The following is a 16,803-nucleotide window of genomic DNA, read 5'->3' on the forward strand; positions in this document are numbered from 1 at the left end:
ACTCAGCTGCCGATATGCCGCCGGCCGCGTTTCCTGGCGAGGGCGATCTGGTGCTGCCGCTGACGGTAGCGCAGCCGATCCTCTTCCGTGCGCGTGGGGTAGCAATGGCTGCAGGAAACGCCTTCCTCGTAGAGCGGCGAGGTGATTTCCTCTGCGGTGATCGGGTTGCGACAGGCATGGCACAGCCGGTGTTCGCCTTCCTTCAGCCCGTGCTCGACGGAGACGCGCTCGTCGAAAACGAAGCAGGCGCCGTCCCAGAGACTTTCCTCCTGCGGCACTTCTTCGAGATATTTCAGGATGCCGCCCTTCAGATGATAGACTTCGTCGAAGCCCTCGGCCTTCATGAAGGCGGTGGCCTTCTCGCAGCGTATGCCACCGGTGCAGTACATGGCCACCTTCGGCTTGTTGTGCAGGCCGGGATTGCTGCGCACCCAATCGGGAAATTCGCGAAAGGTCTTGGTCTTCGGATCGAGCGCGCCGCGAAAGGTGCCGATTGCCGTCTCGTAATCGTTGCGGGTGTCGATGACGATCGTATCGGGATCGGAGATCAGCGCGTTCCAGTCCTGAGGTGCCACATAGGTGCCGACCACCTTGTTGGGGTCGATATCCTCGACACCCATGGTGACGATTTCCTTTTTCAGCTTCACCTTCATGCGCAGGAAAGGCATTTTCGAGGCGCGGCTTTCCTTATGCTCCAAGCCGGAAAATTCGGGCTGGGCGCGCAGGAAGGAGAGGACGGCTTGGATGCCGGCATCCGGTCCGGCAATCGTGCCGTTGATGCCCTCATGGGCCAGAAGCAGCGTTCCCTTGACGCCGCTCTCTTCGCAAAGCGCCTGCAGCGGAGCCTGCAGGCTGGCAAAGCGCGGCACGGAAACGAAATGGTAAAGTGCGGCCACGAGAAACGGGCTGGTGTGTGTCAGGCTGTCGGTCATGGGGCGGAAATACAGAAAATCGGCGGATCGCGCAATTGCCTTCGCCGGGGCGGGTTTCAACTCCCGGCCGTCAGCCAGAGAAGCTCGATGCGCTGCGCTTCCTCGTCGGGATCATCGGCAAAGACGGCTTCGGCTTTGACAAGCGCTTGCCGCCGGTCTTCCTGCTGGCGGAAGATGATGGCGTCGAGAAGATGTGCCAGGTCGTCATTGCGGGTGAAGAGCTGCGGCTCGGCCTCGACCAATTCGGAGAGCACGGCAAGATCGTGGATGTGGCCGAGATCCTCGACGAGTTCCTTGGCCGCATTGCGCTTAGCCTTCATCGCGCCCGGCCAGAGATCGCGCAAAAGGCCGTGATAAAGTCTGTAGTCGTAGGTGCGTTTGCGCAGATTATGGAATTCGTCGGCCGATGCCTCGCCGTGGCAGGCCGCAAGCGCTGTCTTCGCCTTTCGCGCGGTGCGGCGCCAGCTCTTCGCCAGCTTGCGGGCGTTCTTGCGGTGGCCGCCATCGAATGAGACCGCATCCAGGGCGACGATCGCCTCCTTCAGAACGTCCGAGGTTTCCGCCAGCCGCCGTTCCAGACCGCTTTCGGCTTCCGCCATCCAGTTACGGCGTCCTTCGAGAATAGTGACGATACGGCCGAGCGCCTCGCTCTCCTCCGGCTCGCGGGCCGATTGCTGCAGATATTGCGCTGTGCCGACCAGGGCGTTGGCATCGCGGATCGCCGAAAGCGAGTGGGCGAGATCGCGCAGCCTGGCATTTTCGCGATACTGGAAATCCGGCACCTCGCGAGCCACGAGCCGGTAGAGCGAGCGCAATCGTTTCAGATTCTTGCGGAAGGAATGGATTGCCTCATGCGCGCCGTCCGGCTGTTCTTCGATAAGGGCGATGGCGTCGTCCAGTTGCTCTTTCGCGGCGCTGCGGAACTCCGTGGTGAAATCGGCCTTAGGCCGAATGCGATAGGCCATGCCTGTCGTGCCCATATTCTGTGGCAAGGGCCTGGTTGGAATAACGGAAATCGCCGGTCACTTCGCGCCCAAGCCAGGCGGGCAGGGCCGGCTCGTCGGTCTCTGCGGTCATCTCGACCTCGGCAATCACCAGCCCACGATGTTCGCCGGCAAAGACGTCGACCTCCCAGACGAAACCTTCATGCGGAACGCGGTAGCGCGTCTTCTCGATGACGATGCCGATCGCGTTCTGCAACAGTTCCTCGGCATCGGCGACAGGGATGTCGTATTCGAATTCGTCACGGGTGATGGCGCTGCGGCCGATCTTGATCGTCAGTCTCGCCTTCTTGCTATCGAGGATACGCACCCGGACGGAGCGATCGTCCATCGAGGCGATATAGCCCTGCCTCAGAACGGACTTCGTCTCAACGGCGGAACGCCATCCATCGCTGCGTACGAGGAATTTCCGCTCGATCTCTTTCGCCATAGCGGTGAACCTTTTGTGACGATCGGGGCACGGTAGCCCAATTTCCACGGATTTCATACCCATCTTGTTAGGTGAATTGGTTTTACCTCGACAAGGTTCCGCCGGGGCGTTATTCGGGGACCAATTTCAATCGTTTCAAGGAAGTCGCACGGCCATGGGCGAGAAAACAGAGAAGCTCCTTTCCATCCTGAAACTCCAGCCCGTCGTTCCGGTCCTGATCGTCGACGATGCCAAGTCGGCCGTATTGCTGGCCCGCGCGCTTGTCGCAGGCGGTCTGAAGGCGATCGAGATCACCATGCGCACACCTGCGGCACTCGATGCCGTGCGCGCAGTCGCCGCCGAGGTCGAGGGCGCCGAAGTCGGCGCCGGCACGATCCTGAATGCCGCCCATTGGGAAGCCGCCGTCGAAGCCGGTTCGAAGTTTATCGTCAGCCCGGGCACCACGCAGGAACTCCTCGATGCGGCTGCGGATTCCGAGGTGCCGCTGCTTCCGGGTGCCGCGACCGCCAGCGAAGTCATGGCTTTGCGCGAAGAAGGCTATCAGGTGCTGAAGTTCTTCCCGGCGGAGCAGGCCGGTGGCGCGGCCCTGCTGAAGGCGCTCTCTTCGCCGCTTGCCGGTACGCTGTTCTGCCCGACCGGCGGCATTTCGCTGAAGAATGCCAATGATTATCTGTCGCTGCCGAACGTCATCTGCGTCGGTGGCTCGTGGGTGGCGCCGAAGGAACTGGTCGCGGCCGGCGACTGGGCAGGGATTACCAGGCTCGCGGCGGAGGCTGCGGGGCTGAAGGCCTGAGTTTAGGAGGGGTTGAGCCTCACGGCACAATTCCCTCTCCTCTGTTTGTATTCGATCCGTCGCGAGCCTATCTACTCTTCCGGCTTCAACAGGGAGATGACGAGGAATGTTCGACGCGAAGAAGCTTCTCGACCAGTTCTTGGGTTCGCAGGTGCCGGGTCTCGGCGGCTCCGTCCGCGACAGGGCTGGCGACGCTGTCCAGACGGCTAAAAACAACCCGCTGGCGACCGGTGCGATCGCCGCCGCGCTTCTCGGCACCAAGACAGGCCGGGGTATTGCCGGCAATGCATTGGCGATCGGCGGTCTTGCCGCCATTGCCGGCCTCGGCTACCAGGCCTACAAGAATTACCAGGCAGGCCAGGCGCCTGCAGCCCCTGCAGATGCACCGTCGGCAAACAATCCTGTCCTTCTGCCGCCGCCTGTCGAATCCGGTTTCGGGCCGGCCTCGCCGGCCGGCAGCAATGAGTTCGTGCTGGTGCTGATCCGCGCGATGATCGCCGCCGCCAAGGCAGACGGCCATATCGACGATGCCGAACGCGCCCTCATCATGGACAAGGTCAAGGCTGCCGACGTCAGCGGCGAGGCCGCGGCCTTCATCGAGCATGAACTCGCTTCGCCCACGGATATCGACGCGCTTGTGGCCGCCGCGACGACAGAGGAACAGCGCGTCGAACTCTATACCGCCTCGCGGCTCACCATCGAGCCGGATTCGCGCGCCGAGCGCGGTTATCTCGATCTGCTTGCCGGCAGGCTCGGCCTTGCCGACCAGCTGGTCGATCATATCGAGGCGACGGTGTCCTCTGCGAAAGTTACCTTGTCACAGTGACAACCAGGCCGGTTGCCTTTGTCGGGCGGCTGGCCTATCCACTCCACTCTTGGACAAGGGGAGTGAAGATGCGCGATCTTGCAGATTTCAAGGGTTGCCCGGCGCCGAAGCCGGTGACGCTGATGGGCCGTTTTGTCACCGTCGAACCTTATCGGCGTGCCGACCATCTCGAGGCGCTGTGGGACGGGCTTGGCGGCATGGGCATCAACCCGCTGCTTCTCTATTTCGCGCAGGACGATTTTTCCGGGATCGAAGATTTCGCCAACTGGCTTGAGACCGTCTACACCAAGTCCGGCTGGCTCACCCATATCTTCCGCGACAACGCTACCGGCAAGATTGTCGGCATGGCGAACTATATGCGCGCCGACCCGGCAAACGGCGTCGTCGAGATCGGCGGGGTGGCACATGGTCCCCAGATGAAGCGTTCGCCGCTTTCGACCGAAGCGCATTATCTGATGGCCAAGCACGTCTTCGAGGAGCTCGGCTACCGCCGCTACGAATGGAAATGCGACAATAAGAACGAGGCGAGCAAGACGACGGCGGCGCGTTACGGCTTCAGCTTCGAAGGGGTCTTCCGCCAGCACATGATTGCCAAGCACCGCAACCGCGACACTGCTTGGTTCTCGATGATCGATAGTGAATGGCCGCTGCTCAACGATGCCTTCGAGGCCTGGCTTTCGCCGGAGAATTTCGATGCCGAGGGCAACCAGATCCGCCGTCTGCAGGATATCCGTGCCGATCTCCAAAAGGAAAGGCTCGTATGAGCCCCGAGAGCCGCTCGCAGGCGACTGCCGCCGGCATCATCTTGTTTGCCGCCGCGCTGGTCATCTATTTCCTGCCGACCATCGTTCTGTGGATCGGCAATTTCTCGCCGGTGCTGGCGATCGTCGTCGGCGTCTGCCTGATCATGGCATTTTTCGCGGTTTTCTGGCTGCGGGCGCGTTACCAGCGCAGCAGGGGGAAATAAGTTATCCCTGCAGCGAGGCCCCGAGCAGCAGCGCGCCCATCAGGATGACGAGCAAAGCGCCGAGGATTTCGATGGTGTTGCCGATCCAGACCGAGGCGGTCGAGCCGCGCCCGGAGAGGCGGACGGCGGCACTCTTGGCAGTGACGGCAAGCGTGGCAAGCAGGGAAACGGTAATCGCCGTGCCGAGCGACATGGCGGCGACCGACAGCACGCCGCCGAGATAGAGCCCGTTCAGCAGCGAGAAGGTCATAACCAGCAAAGCGCCGGAGCAGGGGCGAAGGCCGACGGCGACGATTGCCGACCAGGCCTCGCGGGCGCTGAACCTGTCGCCGGCAAGCCGGGTGGGATCCGGCACATGGGCGTTGCCGCAGGTCTCGCAGGCCATGCCGGGAACGAAAGTGTGGCCGGCTTCGACGGCCTGCGCCTTGCCGCTGAAGGCATAGGCCTGGCGTTCGGCGGCATTGTCCTTCCAGTCGAGCATCATGCTGACCGGTCCGGCAGGTGTCGCCATCAGTCGGCGGCGCGGCATGTTGCCGACCATCGAGCGCAGTTTGCGCAATAGCAGCCAGCCGCCGAAGAGGATGACCATGACGAAGCTTGCGATCTCCATTGCATGGGTCGCCGCCGTCAGCGTGATGCCGGTGCCGCGCAGCACCAGCCAGGCGCCGCCGACCAGCGCCACCGCCACCACCCCCTGGAGGAAGGCCGAAATGAAGGAAATCACCACGCCGCGCTTCAGTTCGATCTCGTTGGCGATCATGTAGGAGGAGATGACCGCCTTGCCGTGACCGGGGCCGGCGGCATGGAAGACGCCATAGGCGAAGGAGAGGCCGATGAGCGATGCCAGTTGCCACGGGTCCTGGCGCATCGCCTTCAGGGCATCGGTCAACGCCCGGTAGAAGGCCTGCTGCTCATAGTTCACATAGAGCAAAAGCGGCGCGAGCGGCCCGCCGGTCGGCTGGAAGCTCGGCTCCGCCGTGCCGATGCCGAGCGGCGATTGCGCATGGGCGAGGCTTGCCGCCGCCAGAAGCGCCAAGACCAAAGCGGCGAGGATGAACGGCAGGCGTTTCGTCAGCATGTGACCTCCAGCCGGGTGGCGAAGAGTTTAGACATGTTGGTGCCGGTGGGATCATTGAAGAAGGCGTCGGTCAGCGACTGCTTGTTCTGCGAGATCACCTGGTCGGCATCCGGCCGCACCACCTGATGTTTGCAGGTCTTGAAGCCGTCGCCGACCAGTGAAAGTTCGTTGTCTGTGGGGAAATCGATCGAGGTATAGAGCGACGGGTCGTAGACGCCGAAGGTGAGCCTGCCCTTGAGCGGCATCTTCTCCGCCGGCTTGACCGCGAAGAACATCAGCAGCTGGCCATCTTTGTAGTCAACATGGATGATGTCGGGCTTCTGGACGGTGACGTTCTTCCCGTTGATCGTCAGGTTCATGTAGTAATCATATTCGGCAAGCGACTGCTTCACCGTTTTTCCGACCTCCGCAAGCTCGTTCGGCTCCAGCTTGAGGTCGGTATTCTTGTCGAAATCCATGACCACCGAGGAGGAAAAAACCTCATCGAAGCGCCAGACATTGCGCAATTCCTCGATATTGCCGTCCTTGTCGGCCACGACCTCGAGACGGGCCTCCACGAAAATGTGCGGATGGGCAAAGGCGGCGGCCGGCGCCAGCGAAACAAGCGCGGCAATCAGTATCGTCGAATATTTCATCTATCCCGCTGCCCTGTTCGGTGACCCTGACTTCTTGCCAGCAATTGGGACGGAATTGGGACCGATTCCGCATTGGATTCAGAGAGCCGCGGGTTGGCGCGGGGCAAGATGTCGCAGCCGCAAGGGCGGCGCTATGGATGTTTCTTGAACCAGTTGTTGAGGTAATCGACGAAGATCCTCACCTTCGCCGGCAGGTAGCGGCGGTGCGGATAGACGGCATAAATGCCACGGTCGGTCGGGAGGTAATCGTTGAACAGCGTCACCAGCGCGCCGCTCTCGATCGGTTTGCGGGCGATGAAGTCGGGGATGAGGGCGATGCCGATGCCGGCGAGGGCCGCGCGTAATGTCGCATGCGGGCTGTTGACCTCCATCGGGCCGGAGACGGCGACGGCGAATGAGGTGTTGTCGGGATTGTGGAAGCGAATGCTCGCCTGGGTGCGCGCATTGGTATCGACAACGAAGGGGACGTTGGAGATATCGCTGGGGTGCTCGAGATCGGGATGGCGTTCGAGAAATTCTGGGGTGGCGCAGAGATGGACGCGGAAATCGGAGATTTTGCGGGCGATCATGCCGGAATCTTCGAGCTTGCTGATGCGGATCGCTACGTCGAAGCCTTCCTCGATCAGATCGACAAACCGGTCGTCGGCGGCGATCTCCAGCGAAAGGTCCGGGTTCTCCCTGGAGAAATCGATCAGCGACTGGCCAACATCGGCGTCGACGAAGGTGCGCGGCACGGATATGCGCAGCCGCCCCTTTAGCTGCGCATTGTTTTCGCGCACGAGGTCGGCAAGATTGTCGATCTCCTTCAGGATATCCGAGGCGCTGCGGTAATAGGTGTGGCCGGCCTCGGTCATCGAGAACTGCCTGGTGGTGCGGTTGAGCAACAGGGCGCCGAGCTCATCTTCCAATTCGCGCACATATTTGGAGAGCAGCGCCTTGGAGCGGCCCGTGCGCCTGGCGGCGGCGGAAAAGCCTTCGGCCTCGACGACATCGATGAAGGCACGTATGCGGGTCAAGGTATCCATGGACATCCCTCAGGCTGTTTGGGAATGTTGAACAAATCGGCTCGTTTTGTTCAATTATTTTTTTGACCCTCAGATCAAAAAATCGCTTGATTATGAAGGCGAATATTCTTATTTCCACCTCAGCCCAAAGTCGCACGTGCCCATGGGTGTCCGCCGAACCCTCGAATTGGTGAGGAAATCGGTAAGGTACCTGGAATTAACCCCTCCAGTCGCTATTTCGGCCAACCGGAAAATGCGAGGACGCCTGAAGCAACGACGGTGCGGGCCTTTTTGTTCTCTCCCTGCTTTCCATCAGCGGGGGTTACTGAAGAGGCACACCATCATTGCCGGAAGTGCGGTTGGGATTCTCCCTCCAATCCATGGCAGACAAAGCCGAACTTACACCGCGTCCGCGGCGTTGGTTCACTATCCGCGCATCGAGCGCTTGCTATGGTTCCGGGGTCTCCACCGGCTGGTTCCAATGCGAGTTCTCGTATGCCCTTTGTCCTCCGGCTGATGCCGGAGCTCTGGAACTGGAAGAGGGAACGATATGACCACCCAGCGCATCCGCGACTTTCTCGCCACCCGACGTCCCGACGGTCCCTGCCTCGTGGTTGACCTCGATGTCATCAGTGACAATTTTCACGCCTTCCGTCACGCCATGCCGGACAGCGCCATCTACTACGCCGTCAAGGCCAACCCGGCCCCTGAAGTGTTGAAGCTGCTTGCAGGCCTCGGCTCCAATTTCGATTGCGCATCCGTTGCCGAAATCGAAATGGCGCTCGACGCCGGTGCGACTGCAGCTCGCATCTCCTTCGGCAATACGATCAAGAAGGAACGCGACGTTGCTCGCGCGCATGCGCTCGGCGTCAGCCTTTTTGCGGTCGACAGCCACGAGGAAGTCGAGAAGATCTCGCGCGCCGCTCCCGGCGCCCGCGTCTTCTGCCGCGTGCTGACCGATGGCGAAGGTGCTGAATGGCCGCTGTCGCGCAAGTTTGGCTGCGTCCCGCAGATGGCCGTCGACGTTCTCGTCTACGCCCATCAGCTCGGCCTGCAGTCCTACGGCGTCTCGTTCCATGTCGGTTCGCAGATGACCAAGGTCGATGCCTGGGATTCAGCACTCGCCGATGCCAAGCGCGTCTTCGTATCGCTGGCCAAGCAGGGCATCCACCTGCAGATGGTCAACATGGGCGGCGGCTTCCCGACCAAGTATCTGCGCGACGTTCCGTCGGCAGAAGCTTACGGCAAGTCGATCTACCAGGCGCTGCGCACGCATTTCGGCAACCAGATCCCGCAGACGATCATCGAGCCGGGCCGCGGCATGGTCGGCAATGCCGGCGTCATCAAGGCTGAGGTCGTGCTGATCTCGAAGAAGTCGGACAATGACGATGCGCGCTGGGTATTCCTCGACATCGGCAAGTTCGGCGGCCTCGCCGAAACGATGGACGAAGCCATCCGCTATCCGATCCGCACGGAGCACGACGGCGACGAGATGGAGCCCTGCGTCATCGCCGGCCCGACCTGCGATTCAGCCGACGTGCTTTACGAGAAGAACCTCTATCCGCTGCCGATCTCTCTTTCGATCGGCGACGAGGTGCTGATCGAAGGCACCGGCGCCTATACGACGACCTATTCGGCAGTCGCTTTCAACGGTTTCGAACCGCTGAAGGCCTACGTCATCTAAGGCCGTTTCCGCCGGCCCCGTAACCAGCCGGGGCGGCAACTTCACAATTTCCTTCATCGCCGCTGATAACGGTATTGGGTACGGGAGGCCAAGATGGCCGCTGTTCTTGATTCTGTCCGCGCATTCTTTGCGCCCACCACTTTCGCCATCGACGCCGAAAATCCGTCGGACGTCGTTGCCCGTGAAAACCTGCTCGACCGGGTCATGGGGCCGGACCGCCGCAAGAAGTCGTCGGAGAAGATTCGCCGCAACCGGGTTCCGGCCGAGGGCCTGGCGCTTGTCGCGCGTGATCGCGACGGCCACGTTATCGGCTCGGTGCGGCTCTGGAACATCGAGGCCGGCGTCAACGACGAAGGCACGCCGATCAATGCGCTGCTGCTCGGCCCGCTCGCCGTCGATTCCCGTTATGGCGGCAAGGGCATCGGCTCGGCGCTGATGCGCGCGGCGATCCTCGAAACCAAGAAGCGCGGCCATGGCGCCGTCTTGCTCGTCGGCGATGCTGCTTATTACGAGCGTTTCGGCTTTTTTGCCGAGAAGGCCCGCCATCTTGTCATGCCGGGTCCGTTCGAACGCTCGCGCTTTCTGGCGCTCGAGCTTAGGGAAGGCTGGCTTGACGGCGCGGCCGGCATGATTGTCCCCTCGGGACGCATGCTGGCCAGCGCGCCGGTTCGCCGCGCCGCCTAACAATCGGCCGGCCAGGGTTGAACGTCCTTACCCGCGGCCGGCAATATCCGCGCCGCTCGACCATGGAGGCAGGCGGCCTGCCGTGGCTGCGGCGCGGATTGTTTTTCGGGCGCCGCGGCGCGTGTTGACCGGGATGCCTGGTAACCATGGCAACACAATCGCGTGAAAAGCGCCGCCGGCCCGCGAACATGCGGCAGCGATATCCTATCTTGCGCCGCATGATCCGCGTTCTCTCCCTTCTTTTGGTTTTCTGCCTGTCGCTTGCCGCAACGGGGCCAGCGGCTGCCCAGAGCAGGGCTTCTGACCGTCGTCATGACCTCGGAGGAAAGCGGTCCTTCGGCGCGCAACGGATACCGGGATCTGTTGCATGCGCTGCTGGCGGACATCATCGGCACAGTGCGGGCCGCCTAAAAATCCGATAATCGTTAAACTTCTAGCGAAGCCCCCAATCAAACCGCAAAACGCTTCCTGTAAGTTCCGCGAGAATTTCGGGAAAGCGTCATGCTGCTGGATCTCAGGACAATCTATTTCATTGTTGCCGTGAGCTGCTTCGTTCTGGGCATCCTGCAGCTCGCAGCCTATGCGACGGGCCGCTTCGAGAGGTGGCCGCTGTGGTGGGGCTTAAGCAACTTGCTTGTTGGCGTCGGCTCCTTCCTCGTTGCCTTGCGCAATCTCGTTCCCTACTCCGTCTCCGTCGATGGCGGCAATGTGGTGACGATCGCCGGCTACATGCTGATTTTCTTTGCGGTGCGCGTCTTTGCGGGCCGGGCGCTCGGCCAGCGCACTTTCTGGCTTGCCATCTTTCTCGTCAGCGTGCCTGTCGTGCTGATCGTCAGCAATCCCTCGGCAGTGTCGGCGAGGCTCCTCTACATCTCCGTCATCTGTTGCCTCTGCGATCTGGCTGTCGCGAGGAGGCAATCGGTATTGCCCGGCGCGAAAAGCTGTATTCGGCCGCCCTGCTTGTCGGTCTCTATCTTTGCACTGCGATGATCTTTGCGGTGCGCAGCATCCTTGCGGCGACCGGCGAAATCGGCGGGCCGGATCCTTTCGGCGGCAGCGTGGTCCATAGCTGGATGGCGATATCGGCGGTCGCGTTCATCATGCTTCGCAGCATGGCCATGGTGCTGATGGCGGCAGAGCGCAGCCGCAATCAGCTGATGGAGCTTGCTCATCACGATCCACTGACCGGCGCACTCAACCGCGGCGGCCTTGCCCAGCATCTGCCGGCGCTTGGATCGCAGCCGGTGTCGCTGCTGATCATCGATATCGACCATTTCAAACAGCTGAACGATCGGCATGGCCATGCCGCCGGCGACGATATCCTGCGGCTTTTCGCCAGTGTCTCGAGAGGCATCATGCGCTCCGGCGATCTACTCGCCCGTCAAGGCGGAGACGAGTTCCTGGCAGTGTTGAAGAATGTTTCCGGAGAGGATGCGGTGGCGATTGCCGAGCGCATCCGTCTCGACTTCGCCGCCGCCGTCCTGCATCACCCAGATCTGACCGTCTTTCCGACGCTGAGCATTGGCGTTGCCACGCGCACAGAAAGCGATGGAGATTTTGACGGGCTGATGCACAAGGCGGATGCGGCGCTCTATCGTTCCAAGCGCGAAGGTCGCAACCGCGTCGAAGCTTTCGGCGAAAATCAGCAGGCTGCATAACAGGGCGAACCCGGCGTTACTCTAGATATTCTGGTCCATCGTCTCTGCCGGGATTTCGTCGGCGCGGTGGACGCGCACCAGTGTTGCCGGCACGCCGGCGACTGTGCAATGTTCGGGAACCGGCTTCAGCACGACGCTGCCGGCGGCGATTTTGCTGAAGGCGCCGACTTCGATATTGCCGAGAATCTTGGCGCCGGCGCCGATCATCACACCGTGGCGGATCTTCGGGTGACGATCGCCGGTTTCCTTGCCGGTGCCGCCGAGCGTGACGTTTTGCAGGATCGATACTTCATCCTCGATGACAGCCGTTTCGCCGATGACGATGCCCGAGCCGTGGTCGAGCATGATGGAAGCGCCGATCCGGGCGGCGGGATGGATATCCGGGCCGAAGACCAGCGACGCGAGATTGGCAAGCCAGCTGGCGATCTCCGGGCGGCCGGCGTTCCAGAGCGCATGGGCGATGCGGTGCGTCTGCAGCGCATGAAACCCCTTGAGGTTCAGAAGCGCGTGCAGAAATGTCGTGCAGGCCGGGTCGCGTTCGCGCACGGCTGCGAGATCGGCCTCGACCTTTCGCATGATATCGTCGTCGAGTGTGGACAGGATCAGATCGAACAGATCGCCCGTTTCCATTTGCGTGGCAGCAAGCCGCGCGGCGAGCACCCGGGCGATGATTTCATTGTTGCCGGAGGTGGTGGTTATCTGGGCGGCGAGCAGCCGCTGCAGGATCGGTTCGCGCGCGGCAAGTTCGAGGGCCTCGGCGCGGATCGCTGCCCAGACGAATGTATTGTCCAGGGATTGCGGCTGTTGCTCGGCCAGACCAAGGCCGGTGGATTTGGGCATTCCCGTTTCCTCTGTCGGCGACTGCGCAGTTATGCTTGCGCGAGATTCATGTTTCTCCCGGGCAAGGCATTTGGCAAGCCCGATATCTGCGGCTTGATTCGCTGTTTCAGCCGCCAGGCGGCAGTTGCGGAAGCCGACGCCAATGATAGCGTATATCCGGCTGTTTTTCCTCGTTTTCGGCGCCATCGGTCTCGTCCTCCGCGGAAAAACCGTGCCGCTCATAGAAGGCACGGGCGCCCACATTGCGCTGGAACGTCCACAGCCTGATTTCATCCATCTCCTCCTTGGCGCAGCCAAGCAGCAGGGAGCCGATGCCGTTGCTCTGGAAATCGGGGAGAACATAAAGCTGCTCAATCCAGTCGTCGCCATAGGCGATCACGCCGACCAGCCGGTCGCCCATGGCGGCGCCGAGGATCGTGCAGTTCGGCAGCAGATGCTTGCGCCAGTATTGCTCTTCTTCCTCTGGCGTATGAAGATCCGGCAGCCAGGGCAGCCGCTGCCGGAGCGCCACACGCCTGATTCCTGCGGCCGCCTGCATATGCTCGGCGCCGAGCGCCACGATTTCCGCTTCCGTCACCATGTCGTCCTGGCCGGCAATATGGCTCAAGCCGAAATATCGATGACGCCGCAATCGCCGGCTTCGGAGGCGAAGGCGAGCAGTTTGCCGTTTTTGCTCCAGCTCATCGCCGTGATCGCGCCCTTGCCGGGGCGGCGCAGCAGCGCCTCCTTGCTGTCGGCGATGCGCACGGCCAGGATCATGCCGTCGATGAAGCCAATGGCGAGGATATCCTCGAGCGGATGGAATTTCACTGCGGTCGCCATGATATTGGCGCGGGTGCCGAGCTCGAGCGGTGCCTTGCCCATCGGCCCGTCCTTGCCCTGGAACGGCCAGACGATGGCCGCCGGCGCGCCCGAAGAGGCGAGCCACTTGCCCTTGACCGACCAGGAAAGCGATTTCACCTTGGATGGGTAGCCGGTCATGCGCATGTGGCGGGCTTCTGCACCTGGCTTGCTGTCGAGTTTCCAGCCGTGCAGCGCATTTTCCTGCATCGAGGTGACCAGGAAATTGCCATCCGGCGAGAAGGTGACGCCGGTATGTGCACCCTTCCATTCGAGATCGACCGGCTTGGCGGTCATGCCAATCCAGTGCAGCGACACGCCGTTATACCGCGCGGCTGCGATGCGAAGGCCCTTCGGGGCGAAGGCAAGGCCCTCGACCGTGCGCTCCTCGGCAAATTCCTTGGTCGTGCCGTCGGCAAGGCGCACGAGCGAACTCTTGCCGTAGGAATAGGCAATCGCGCCTTGCGGGCCGGCGGCAACCTGCGAGATCCACTTGCGCGGCGCAGTGGCGATCTCGCTGACGCTGCCGTCGGCTGAAATGCGCAGCACCTTGCCGTCCTCCCCACCCGAGATCAGGCTCTCGCTATAGGGGTCGCGGATGGCGGTGAGCATGCCCTGATGGGCTTCTGAAACCCTGTCGCCGCCGTCCAGCCGGTGAAACGTGCCGTTGGCGCTGGCGAAGAAGGGGACATCACCTAAAAATTCGACGGCCAGAACGTGGCCGTCGAGATCAAGCGGTGCAACTGTCGGCATCAGGCGGACGCCTCGCAGGCCTTGAAGGAGGCTTCGAGCTTCTCGCGGTCGAGATCGCGGCCGATGAAGACGAGACGGCTCTCGTGCTTTTCGCCTTCCTTCCACGGCCGCTGGTGATCGCCCTCGATGATCATGTGGACGCCCTGAACGACATAGCGCTCGGGATCGTCCTTGAAGGCGATGATGCCCTTGAGACGCAGAATATTCGGCCCCTGTGTCTGGGTGACCTTCTGGATCCAGGGAAAGAAGCGCTCCGGGTTCATCTGACCGCCTCGCAGCGATACCGACTGCACCGTCACATCATGGATCGCCGACATCGCACCCTGTTGATGGGCGCCATGGTGATGATGGTCGTGCCCGTGGTGATCATGGTGATGATCATGATCATGATGGTGGTGGTCGTGATCGCAATCCGGGCCGCAAACATGGTCATCATGGCCGTGCTCCAGGAAATGCGGATCGTTTTCGAGTGCGCGCTCCAGGTTGAAGGCGCCCTGATCGAGCACGCGGGCGAGGTCGACACCGGAGCGGCTGGTCTTGTAGACGCGGGCGGCCGGGTTGATGGCGCGGACGATGTCGTCGATCACATCAAGTTCTTCCGGGGTGACAAGGTCGCTCTTGTTGATGACGACGACGTCGGCGAAGGCGATCTGGTCCTCGGCCTCGCGGCTGTCCTTCAGGCGCAGCGGCAGGTGTTTTGCGTCGACGAGGGCGATGACGGCGTCGAGCTCGGTCTTGGCGCGCACGTCGTCGTCCATGAAGAAGGTCTGGGCGACCGGCACCGGATCGGCAAGGCCAGTGGTTTCGACGATGATGCCGTCGAAGCGGCCGGGACGGCGCATCAAGCCTTCGACGACGCGGATCAGGTCGCCGCGCACCGTGCAACAGACGCAGCCATTGTTCATCTCGTAGATTTCTTCATCCGACTCGACGATCAGGTCGTTGTCGATGCCGATTTCGCCGAACTCATTGACAATGACCGCATATTTCTTGCCGTGATTTTCGGAAAGGATGCGGTTGAGCAAGGTGGTCTTACCGGCGCCGAGATAACCGGTGAGCACGGTGACGGGAATGGGCTTCTGGGTGGAAATCGCGTCGGTCATGAGAACCTCTAGGATTAGGCGTGCAGCCGAGCGGTTTTGGATCGGCCGCTTGAACGGTTGGTCTCATATAATGGCATGGGCGCGGCAGTTCAAAGGGTTTTATAATGTTATAAGATCACATCGATTGGCCGGTGCGCATCCCCGACTTCAGCGGAACTGCGTAATGTCGAAGGCATCGACATCCTCCAGCAATTCCACCAGTCCCTTCACCGCATGGGCAATCAGCGCTTTGCCTTTCTCAGCCGTCGCAGCCGCGGCGTTGCCCGCCACGCCTTGGCTGTTGAGATCGCTCATCTTCCAGCCGAAGGCGTGCGGCCCATAGGCACGCAGGTATTTGAAGCGAGTGGCGAATTCCGTCTGTCGCGAGGGGAAATCCGCCGCCTTGGCCATATCGACCCTATCTGGATGAAGCGCCAGCATCACCGAGGTCTCGATATCGCCGCCATGGATGCCGATCGCCTTTTCCTCCGGCGGGATCACGCCATCCGGCAGGCCGAAGCGGGTCCAGCTCGTCGCCACCGCCAGCATGGCGAAGCGGATCCGCGCCTCGGTGGCGACGATCGTCATCAGAGGCGAATTGCCGCCATGGGCGTTCAGCATCACCAATTTGCGGATATCCCGCTTGGCCAGCCGCTCGGCGATGCCGAGCCAGCGGTTGACGGCTTCGTCGAAGGCGAGCGTCTTCGTTCCTTCAACATCCATGTGCTCTATGGAATAGCCGACAGATTCGGCGGGCATGAAAGTGACCGACAGGCCGGCGGGCAGGGCCATTTTCAATCGCCCGGCGATGCCTTCGGCAATCAGCGTGTCGGTTTCGAAGGGCAGATGCGGGCCGTGCTGTTCATGAGCGCCGAGCGGCAGCACGGCGATCGGGCAGCGCCCGCCGGGGGCAAAGGCCGGGCCGCTATGGTCCAAGCGGAGCGAAGGCGTCATCATCCGGTCGTTGCCTCTTGTTTATGACGAGATCCTGGGCAATGTCATATCGCAGCGGCGCCAGGGCTTAAAGATCAAAGGGATGGCTATGGGAAAGAAGCACAAGGACGGCAAGAAGAACAAGTCCAAGAAGAAGGACCAGACCGAATATACGCTCGTCGACCTCTCTCCGGCGCTGACCCAGGCGGCTCGTTCCATGCGCACCGTGCTTTCGCGCAACCTGCTCGAAAGCGGCCTTTATGCCGGCCAGGACGGCGTCATTCTCTCGCTTGCCGAAAGCGACGGCATGACGGCCGGCGGGCTTGCCCATAAGCTCGGCGTCAAGGCGCCGACGATGACGCGCACGATCGGCCGCATGGAGGCGCAGGGTTTTCTTGAGCGCAAGCCCGATGCGGAGGATGCGCGCCTAACCAAGGTCTATCTCACCGAACTCGGGCGCGGCAGCGTGCAGGCGATCGAGATGGCGGCCTCGGCCTGCGACAGGCTGGCGACGCAGGAATTCTCCGAGAAGGAAATCCGCAATCTCGTCCGGCTGCTGAAAGCGATCGACGGCAATCTGCAGGCCGAAGCCCTTCACATCGAAGAACCGGATGAAGACTGAAATTTCCATTGAAAGACGAATTGCCTCCGCCGGTTAAATCT

Annotated in this window: 18 protein-coding genes and 2 pseudogenes; 9 read left to right on the forward strand and 11 right to left on the reverse strand. The window is 61.7% G+C overall.

Annotated elements, in window-relative coordinates; translation table 11 throughout:
• Positions 1 to 2: 2 nt before the first annotated feature.
• Genes trhO through FFM81_RS02780 form a run of 3 tightly spaced genes read right to left on the reverse strand, consistent with a single transcriptional unit; the run spans position 3 to position 2,363 of the window.
• On the reverse strand, positions 3 to 932 hold the full coding sequence (trhO, locus tag FFM81_RS02770) for an oxygen-dependent tRNA uridine(34) hydroxylase TrhO (protein WP_025417078.1): 930 nt from the start codon (positions 930 to 932) through the stop codon (positions 3 to 5).
• Positions 933 to 988: 56 nt separating this feature from the next.
• Positions 989 to 1,897 carry a CHAD domain-containing protein gene (locus FFM81_RS02775; protein ID WP_025417077.1) on the reverse strand — a complete coding sequence of 303 codons (909 nt, stop codon included), beginning with the start codon at positions 1,895 to 1,897 and terminating at the stop codon, positions 989 to 991.
• A complete protein-coding gene (locus FFM81_RS02780) occupies positions 1,875 to 2,363 on the reverse strand; it encodes a CYTH domain-containing protein (RefSeq protein WP_003566637.1) in 489 nt (162 codons plus the stop codon). The genes FFM81_RS02775 and FFM81_RS02780 overlap by 23 nt, the downstream gene beginning before the upstream one ends.
• 154 nt (positions 2,364 to 2,517) lie before the next feature.
• Here FFM81_RS02780 and FFM81_RS02785 point away from each other — a divergent pair, with 154 nt between their 5' ends.
• The 4 genes from FFM81_RS02785 (at position 2,518) to FFM81_RS02800 (ending at position 4,949) form a co-directional block, all read left to right on the forward strand.
• Positions 2,518 to 3,156 (forward strand): 2-dehydro-3-deoxy-phosphogluconate aldolase, encoded by a 639-nt coding sequence (locus FFM81_RS02785; RefSeq protein ID WP_025417076.1) that lies wholly within the window; start codon positions 2,518 to 2,520, stop codon positions 3,154 to 3,156.
• Positions 3,157 to 3,262: 106 nt separating this feature from the next.
• Positions 3,263 to 3,982 (forward strand): tellurite resistance TerB family protein, encoded by a 720-nt coding sequence (locus FFM81_RS02790; RefSeq protein WP_003566633.1) that lies wholly within the window; start codon positions 3,263 to 3,265, stop codon positions 3,980 to 3,982.
• A 68-nt stretch (positions 3,983 to 4,050) separates the two neighbouring features.
• The gene (locus tag FFM81_RS02795) at positions 4,051 to 4,746 is read left to right on the forward strand and encodes a GNAT family N-acetyltransferase (protein WP_003566630.1); all 696 of its coding nucleotides are present in this window, start codon (positions 4,051 to 4,053) and stop codon (positions 4,744 to 4,746) included.
• Positions 4,743 to 4,949, forward strand: a complete 207-nt coding sequence (locus FFM81_RS02800) for a hypothetical protein (protein WP_003566629.1) — start codon at positions 4,743 to 4,745, stop codon at positions 4,947 to 4,949. Before FFM81_RS02795 ends, FFM81_RS02800 begins: the two co-directional genes overlap by 4 nt.
• A gap of 1 nt (position 4,950) precedes the next feature.
• Here FFM81_RS02800 and FFM81_RS02805 read toward each other — a convergent pair whose 3' ends face one another.
• From FFM81_RS02805 to FFM81_RS02815, 3 genes are all read right to left on the reverse strand, one after another.
• Entirely contained in the window at positions 4,951 to 6,027 is a 1,077-nt protein-coding gene (locus tag FFM81_RS02805; protein ID WP_025417075.1) for a nickel/cobalt transporter, read from the reverse strand.
• On the reverse strand, positions 6,021 to 6,662 hold the full coding sequence (locus FFM81_RS02810) for a DUF1007 family protein (protein WP_003566627.1): 642 nt from the start codon (positions 6,660 to 6,662) through the stop codon (positions 6,021 to 6,023). Before FFM81_RS02810 ends, FFM81_RS02805 begins: the two co-directional genes overlap by 7 nt.
• Positions 6,663 to 6,793: 131 nt before the next feature.
• Positions 6,794 to 7,687, reverse strand: coding sequence for a LysR family transcriptional regulator (locus FFM81_RS02815; protein WP_003566626.1), 894 nt, complete (start codon positions 7,685 to 7,687; stop codon positions 6,794 to 6,796).
• 529 nt (positions 7,688 to 8,216) lie between these two features.
• Between FFM81_RS02815 and odc2 the strand changes: the two genes are divergently transcribed.
• The 4 genes and pseudogenes from odc2 (at position 8,217) to FFM81_RS02830 (ending at position 11,692) form a co-directional block, all read left to right on the forward strand.
• Positions 8,217 to 9,350: an ornithine/lysine decarboxylase gene (odc2, locus tag FFM81_RS02820; RefSeq protein WP_025417074.1), complete on the forward strand. Its 1,134-nt coding sequence runs from the start codon at positions 8,217 to 8,219 to the stop codon at positions 9,348 to 9,350.
• 93 nt (positions 9,351 to 9,443) lie between these two features.
• A complete protein-coding gene (locus tag FFM81_RS02825; protein ID WP_003566623.1) occupies positions 9,444 to 10,034 on the forward strand; it encodes a GNAT family N-acetyltransferase in 591 nt (196 codons plus the stop codon).
• Positions 10,035 to 10,334: 300 nt separating this feature from the next.
• A pseudogene (locus tag FFM81_RS32600) lies at positions 10,335 to 10,445 on the forward strand (6-aminohexanoate hydrolase); the annotation flags it as partial.
• 90 nt (positions 10,446 to 10,535) lie between these two features.
• Positions 10,536 to 11,692, forward strand: a pseudogene (locus FFM81_RS02830) (GGDEF domain-containing protein).
• A gap of 21 nt (positions 11,693 to 11,713) precedes the next feature.
• Here FFM81_RS02830 and cysE read toward each other — a convergent pair.
• From cysE to FFM81_RS02855, 5 genes are all read right to left on the reverse strand, one after another.
• The gene (gene cysE / locus FFM81_RS02835) at positions 11,714 to 12,532 is read right to left on the reverse strand and encodes a serine O-acetyltransferase (protein WP_138385318.1); all 819 of its coding nucleotides are present in this window, start codon (positions 12,530 to 12,532) and stop codon (positions 11,714 to 11,716) included.
• A 106-nt stretch (positions 12,533 to 12,638) separates the two neighbouring features.
• Positions 12,639 to 13,112: a GNAT family N-acetyltransferase gene (locus FFM81_RS02840; protein ID WP_003566618.1), complete on the reverse strand. Its 474-nt coding sequence runs from the start codon at positions 13,110 to 13,112 to the stop codon at positions 12,639 to 12,641.
• A gap of 23 nt (positions 13,113 to 13,135) precedes the next feature.
• Positions 13,136 to 14,125 (reverse strand): WD40 repeat domain-containing protein, encoded by a 990-nt coding sequence (locus FFM81_RS02845; RefSeq protein WP_003566616.1) that lies wholly within the window; start codon positions 14,123 to 14,125, stop codon positions 13,136 to 13,138.
• Positions 14,125 to 15,228: a CobW family GTP-binding protein gene (locus FFM81_RS02850; RefSeq protein ID WP_097533130.1), complete on the reverse strand. Its 1,104-nt coding sequence runs from the start codon at positions 15,226 to 15,228 to the stop codon at positions 14,125 to 14,127. Before FFM81_RS02850 ends, FFM81_RS02845 begins: the two co-directional genes overlap by 1 nt.
• A gap of 147 nt (positions 15,229 to 15,375) precedes the next feature.
• Positions 15,376 to 16,164 carry a creatininase family protein gene (locus FFM81_RS02855; RefSeq protein ID WP_138385319.1) on the reverse strand — a complete coding sequence of 263 codons (789 nt, stop codon included), beginning with the start codon at positions 16,162 to 16,164 and terminating at the stop codon, positions 15,376 to 15,378.
• 85 nt (positions 16,165 to 16,249) lie between these two features.
• Here FFM81_RS02855 and FFM81_RS02860 point away from each other — a divergent pair, with 85 nt between their 5' ends.
• On the forward strand, positions 16,250 to 16,762 hold the full coding sequence (locus tag FFM81_RS02860; protein ID WP_003566611.1) for a MarR family winged helix-turn-helix transcriptional regulator: 513 nt from the start codon (positions 16,250 to 16,252) through the stop codon (positions 16,760 to 16,762).
• Positions 16,763 to 16,803 lie beyond the last annotated feature (41 nt).

Origin of the sequence: Rhizobium hidalgonense (genome assembly GCF_005862185.2) — a bacterium.
Taxonomy (GTDB): Bacteria; Pseudomonadota; Alphaproteobacteria; order Rhizobiales; family Rhizobiaceae; genus Rhizobium; species Rhizobium hidalgonense.

Excerpts from the sequence above, each read along its gene's own strand:
- FFM81_RS02810 (WP_003566627.1), bottom strand. The coding sequence starts at position 6,662 with ATGAAATATTCGACGATACTGATTGCCGCGCTTGTTTCGCTGGCGCCG.
- FFM81_RS02790 (WP_003566633.1), top strand. The coding sequence starts at position 3,263 with ATGTTCGACGCGAAGAAGCTTCTCGACCAGTTCTTGGGTTCGCAGGTG.
- FFM81_RS02840 (WP_003566618.1), bottom strand. The coding sequence starts at position 13,112 with ATGGTGACGGAAGCGGAAATCGTGGCGCTCGGCGCCGAGCATATGCAG.
- FFM81_RS02775 (WP_025417077.1), bottom strand. The coding sequence starts at position 1,897 with ATGGCCTATCGCATTCGGCCTAAGGCCGATTTCACCACGGAGTTCCGC.
- FFM81_RS02780 (WP_003566637.1), bottom strand. The coding sequence starts at position 2,363 with ATGGCGAAAGAGATCGAGCGGAAATTCCTCGTACGCAGCGATGGATGG.
- FFM81_RS02860 (WP_003566611.1), top strand. The coding sequence starts at position 16,250 with ATGGGAAAGAAGCACAAGGACGGCAAGAAGAACAAGTCCAAGAAGAAG.
- FFM81_RS02845 (WP_003566616.1), bottom strand. The coding sequence starts at position 14,125 with ATGCCGACAGTTGCACCGCTTGATCTCGACGGCCACGTTCTGGCCGTC.
- FFM81_RS02855 (WP_138385319.1), bottom strand. The coding sequence starts at position 16,164 with ATGATGACGCCTTCGCTCCGCTTGGACCATAGCGGCCCGGCCTTTGCC.
- cysE (WP_138385318.1), bottom strand. The coding sequence starts at position 12,532 with ATGCCCAAATCCACCGGCCTTGGTCTGGCCGAGCAACAGCCGCAATCC.
- FFM81_RS02785 (WP_025417076.1), top strand. The coding sequence starts at position 2,518 with ATGGGCGAGAAAACAGAGAAGCTCCTTTCCATCCTGAAACTCCAGCCC.
- FFM81_RS02795 (WP_003566630.1), top strand. The coding sequence starts at position 4,051 with ATGCGCGATCTTGCAGATTTCAAGGGTTGCCCGGCGCCGAAGCCGGTG.
- FFM81_RS02825 (WP_003566623.1), top strand. The coding sequence starts at position 9,444 with ATGGCCGCTGTTCTTGATTCTGTCCGCGCATTCTTTGCGCCCACCACT.
- FFM81_RS02805 (WP_025417075.1), bottom strand. The coding sequence starts at position 6,027 with ATGCTGACGAAACGCCTGCCGTTCATCCTCGCCGCTTTGGTCTTGGCG.
- FFM81_RS02815 (WP_003566626.1), bottom strand. The coding sequence starts at position 7,687 with ATGGATACCTTGACCCGCATACGTGCCTTCATCGATGTCGTCGAGGCC.
- odc2 (WP_025417074.1), top strand. The coding sequence starts at position 8,217 with ATGACCACCCAGCGCATCCGCGACTTTCTCGCCACCCGACGTCCCGAC.
- FFM81_RS02850 (WP_097533130.1), bottom strand. The coding sequence starts at position 15,228 with ATGACCGACGCGATTTCCACCCAGAAGCCCATTCCCGTCACCGTGCTC.
- trhO (WP_025417078.1), bottom strand. The coding sequence starts at position 932 with ATGACCGACAGCCTGACACACACCAGCCCGTTTCTCGTGGCCGCACTT.
- FFM81_RS02800 (WP_003566629.1), top strand. The coding sequence starts at position 4,743 with ATGAGCCCCGAGAGCCGCTCGCAGGCGACTGCCGCCGGCATCATCTTG.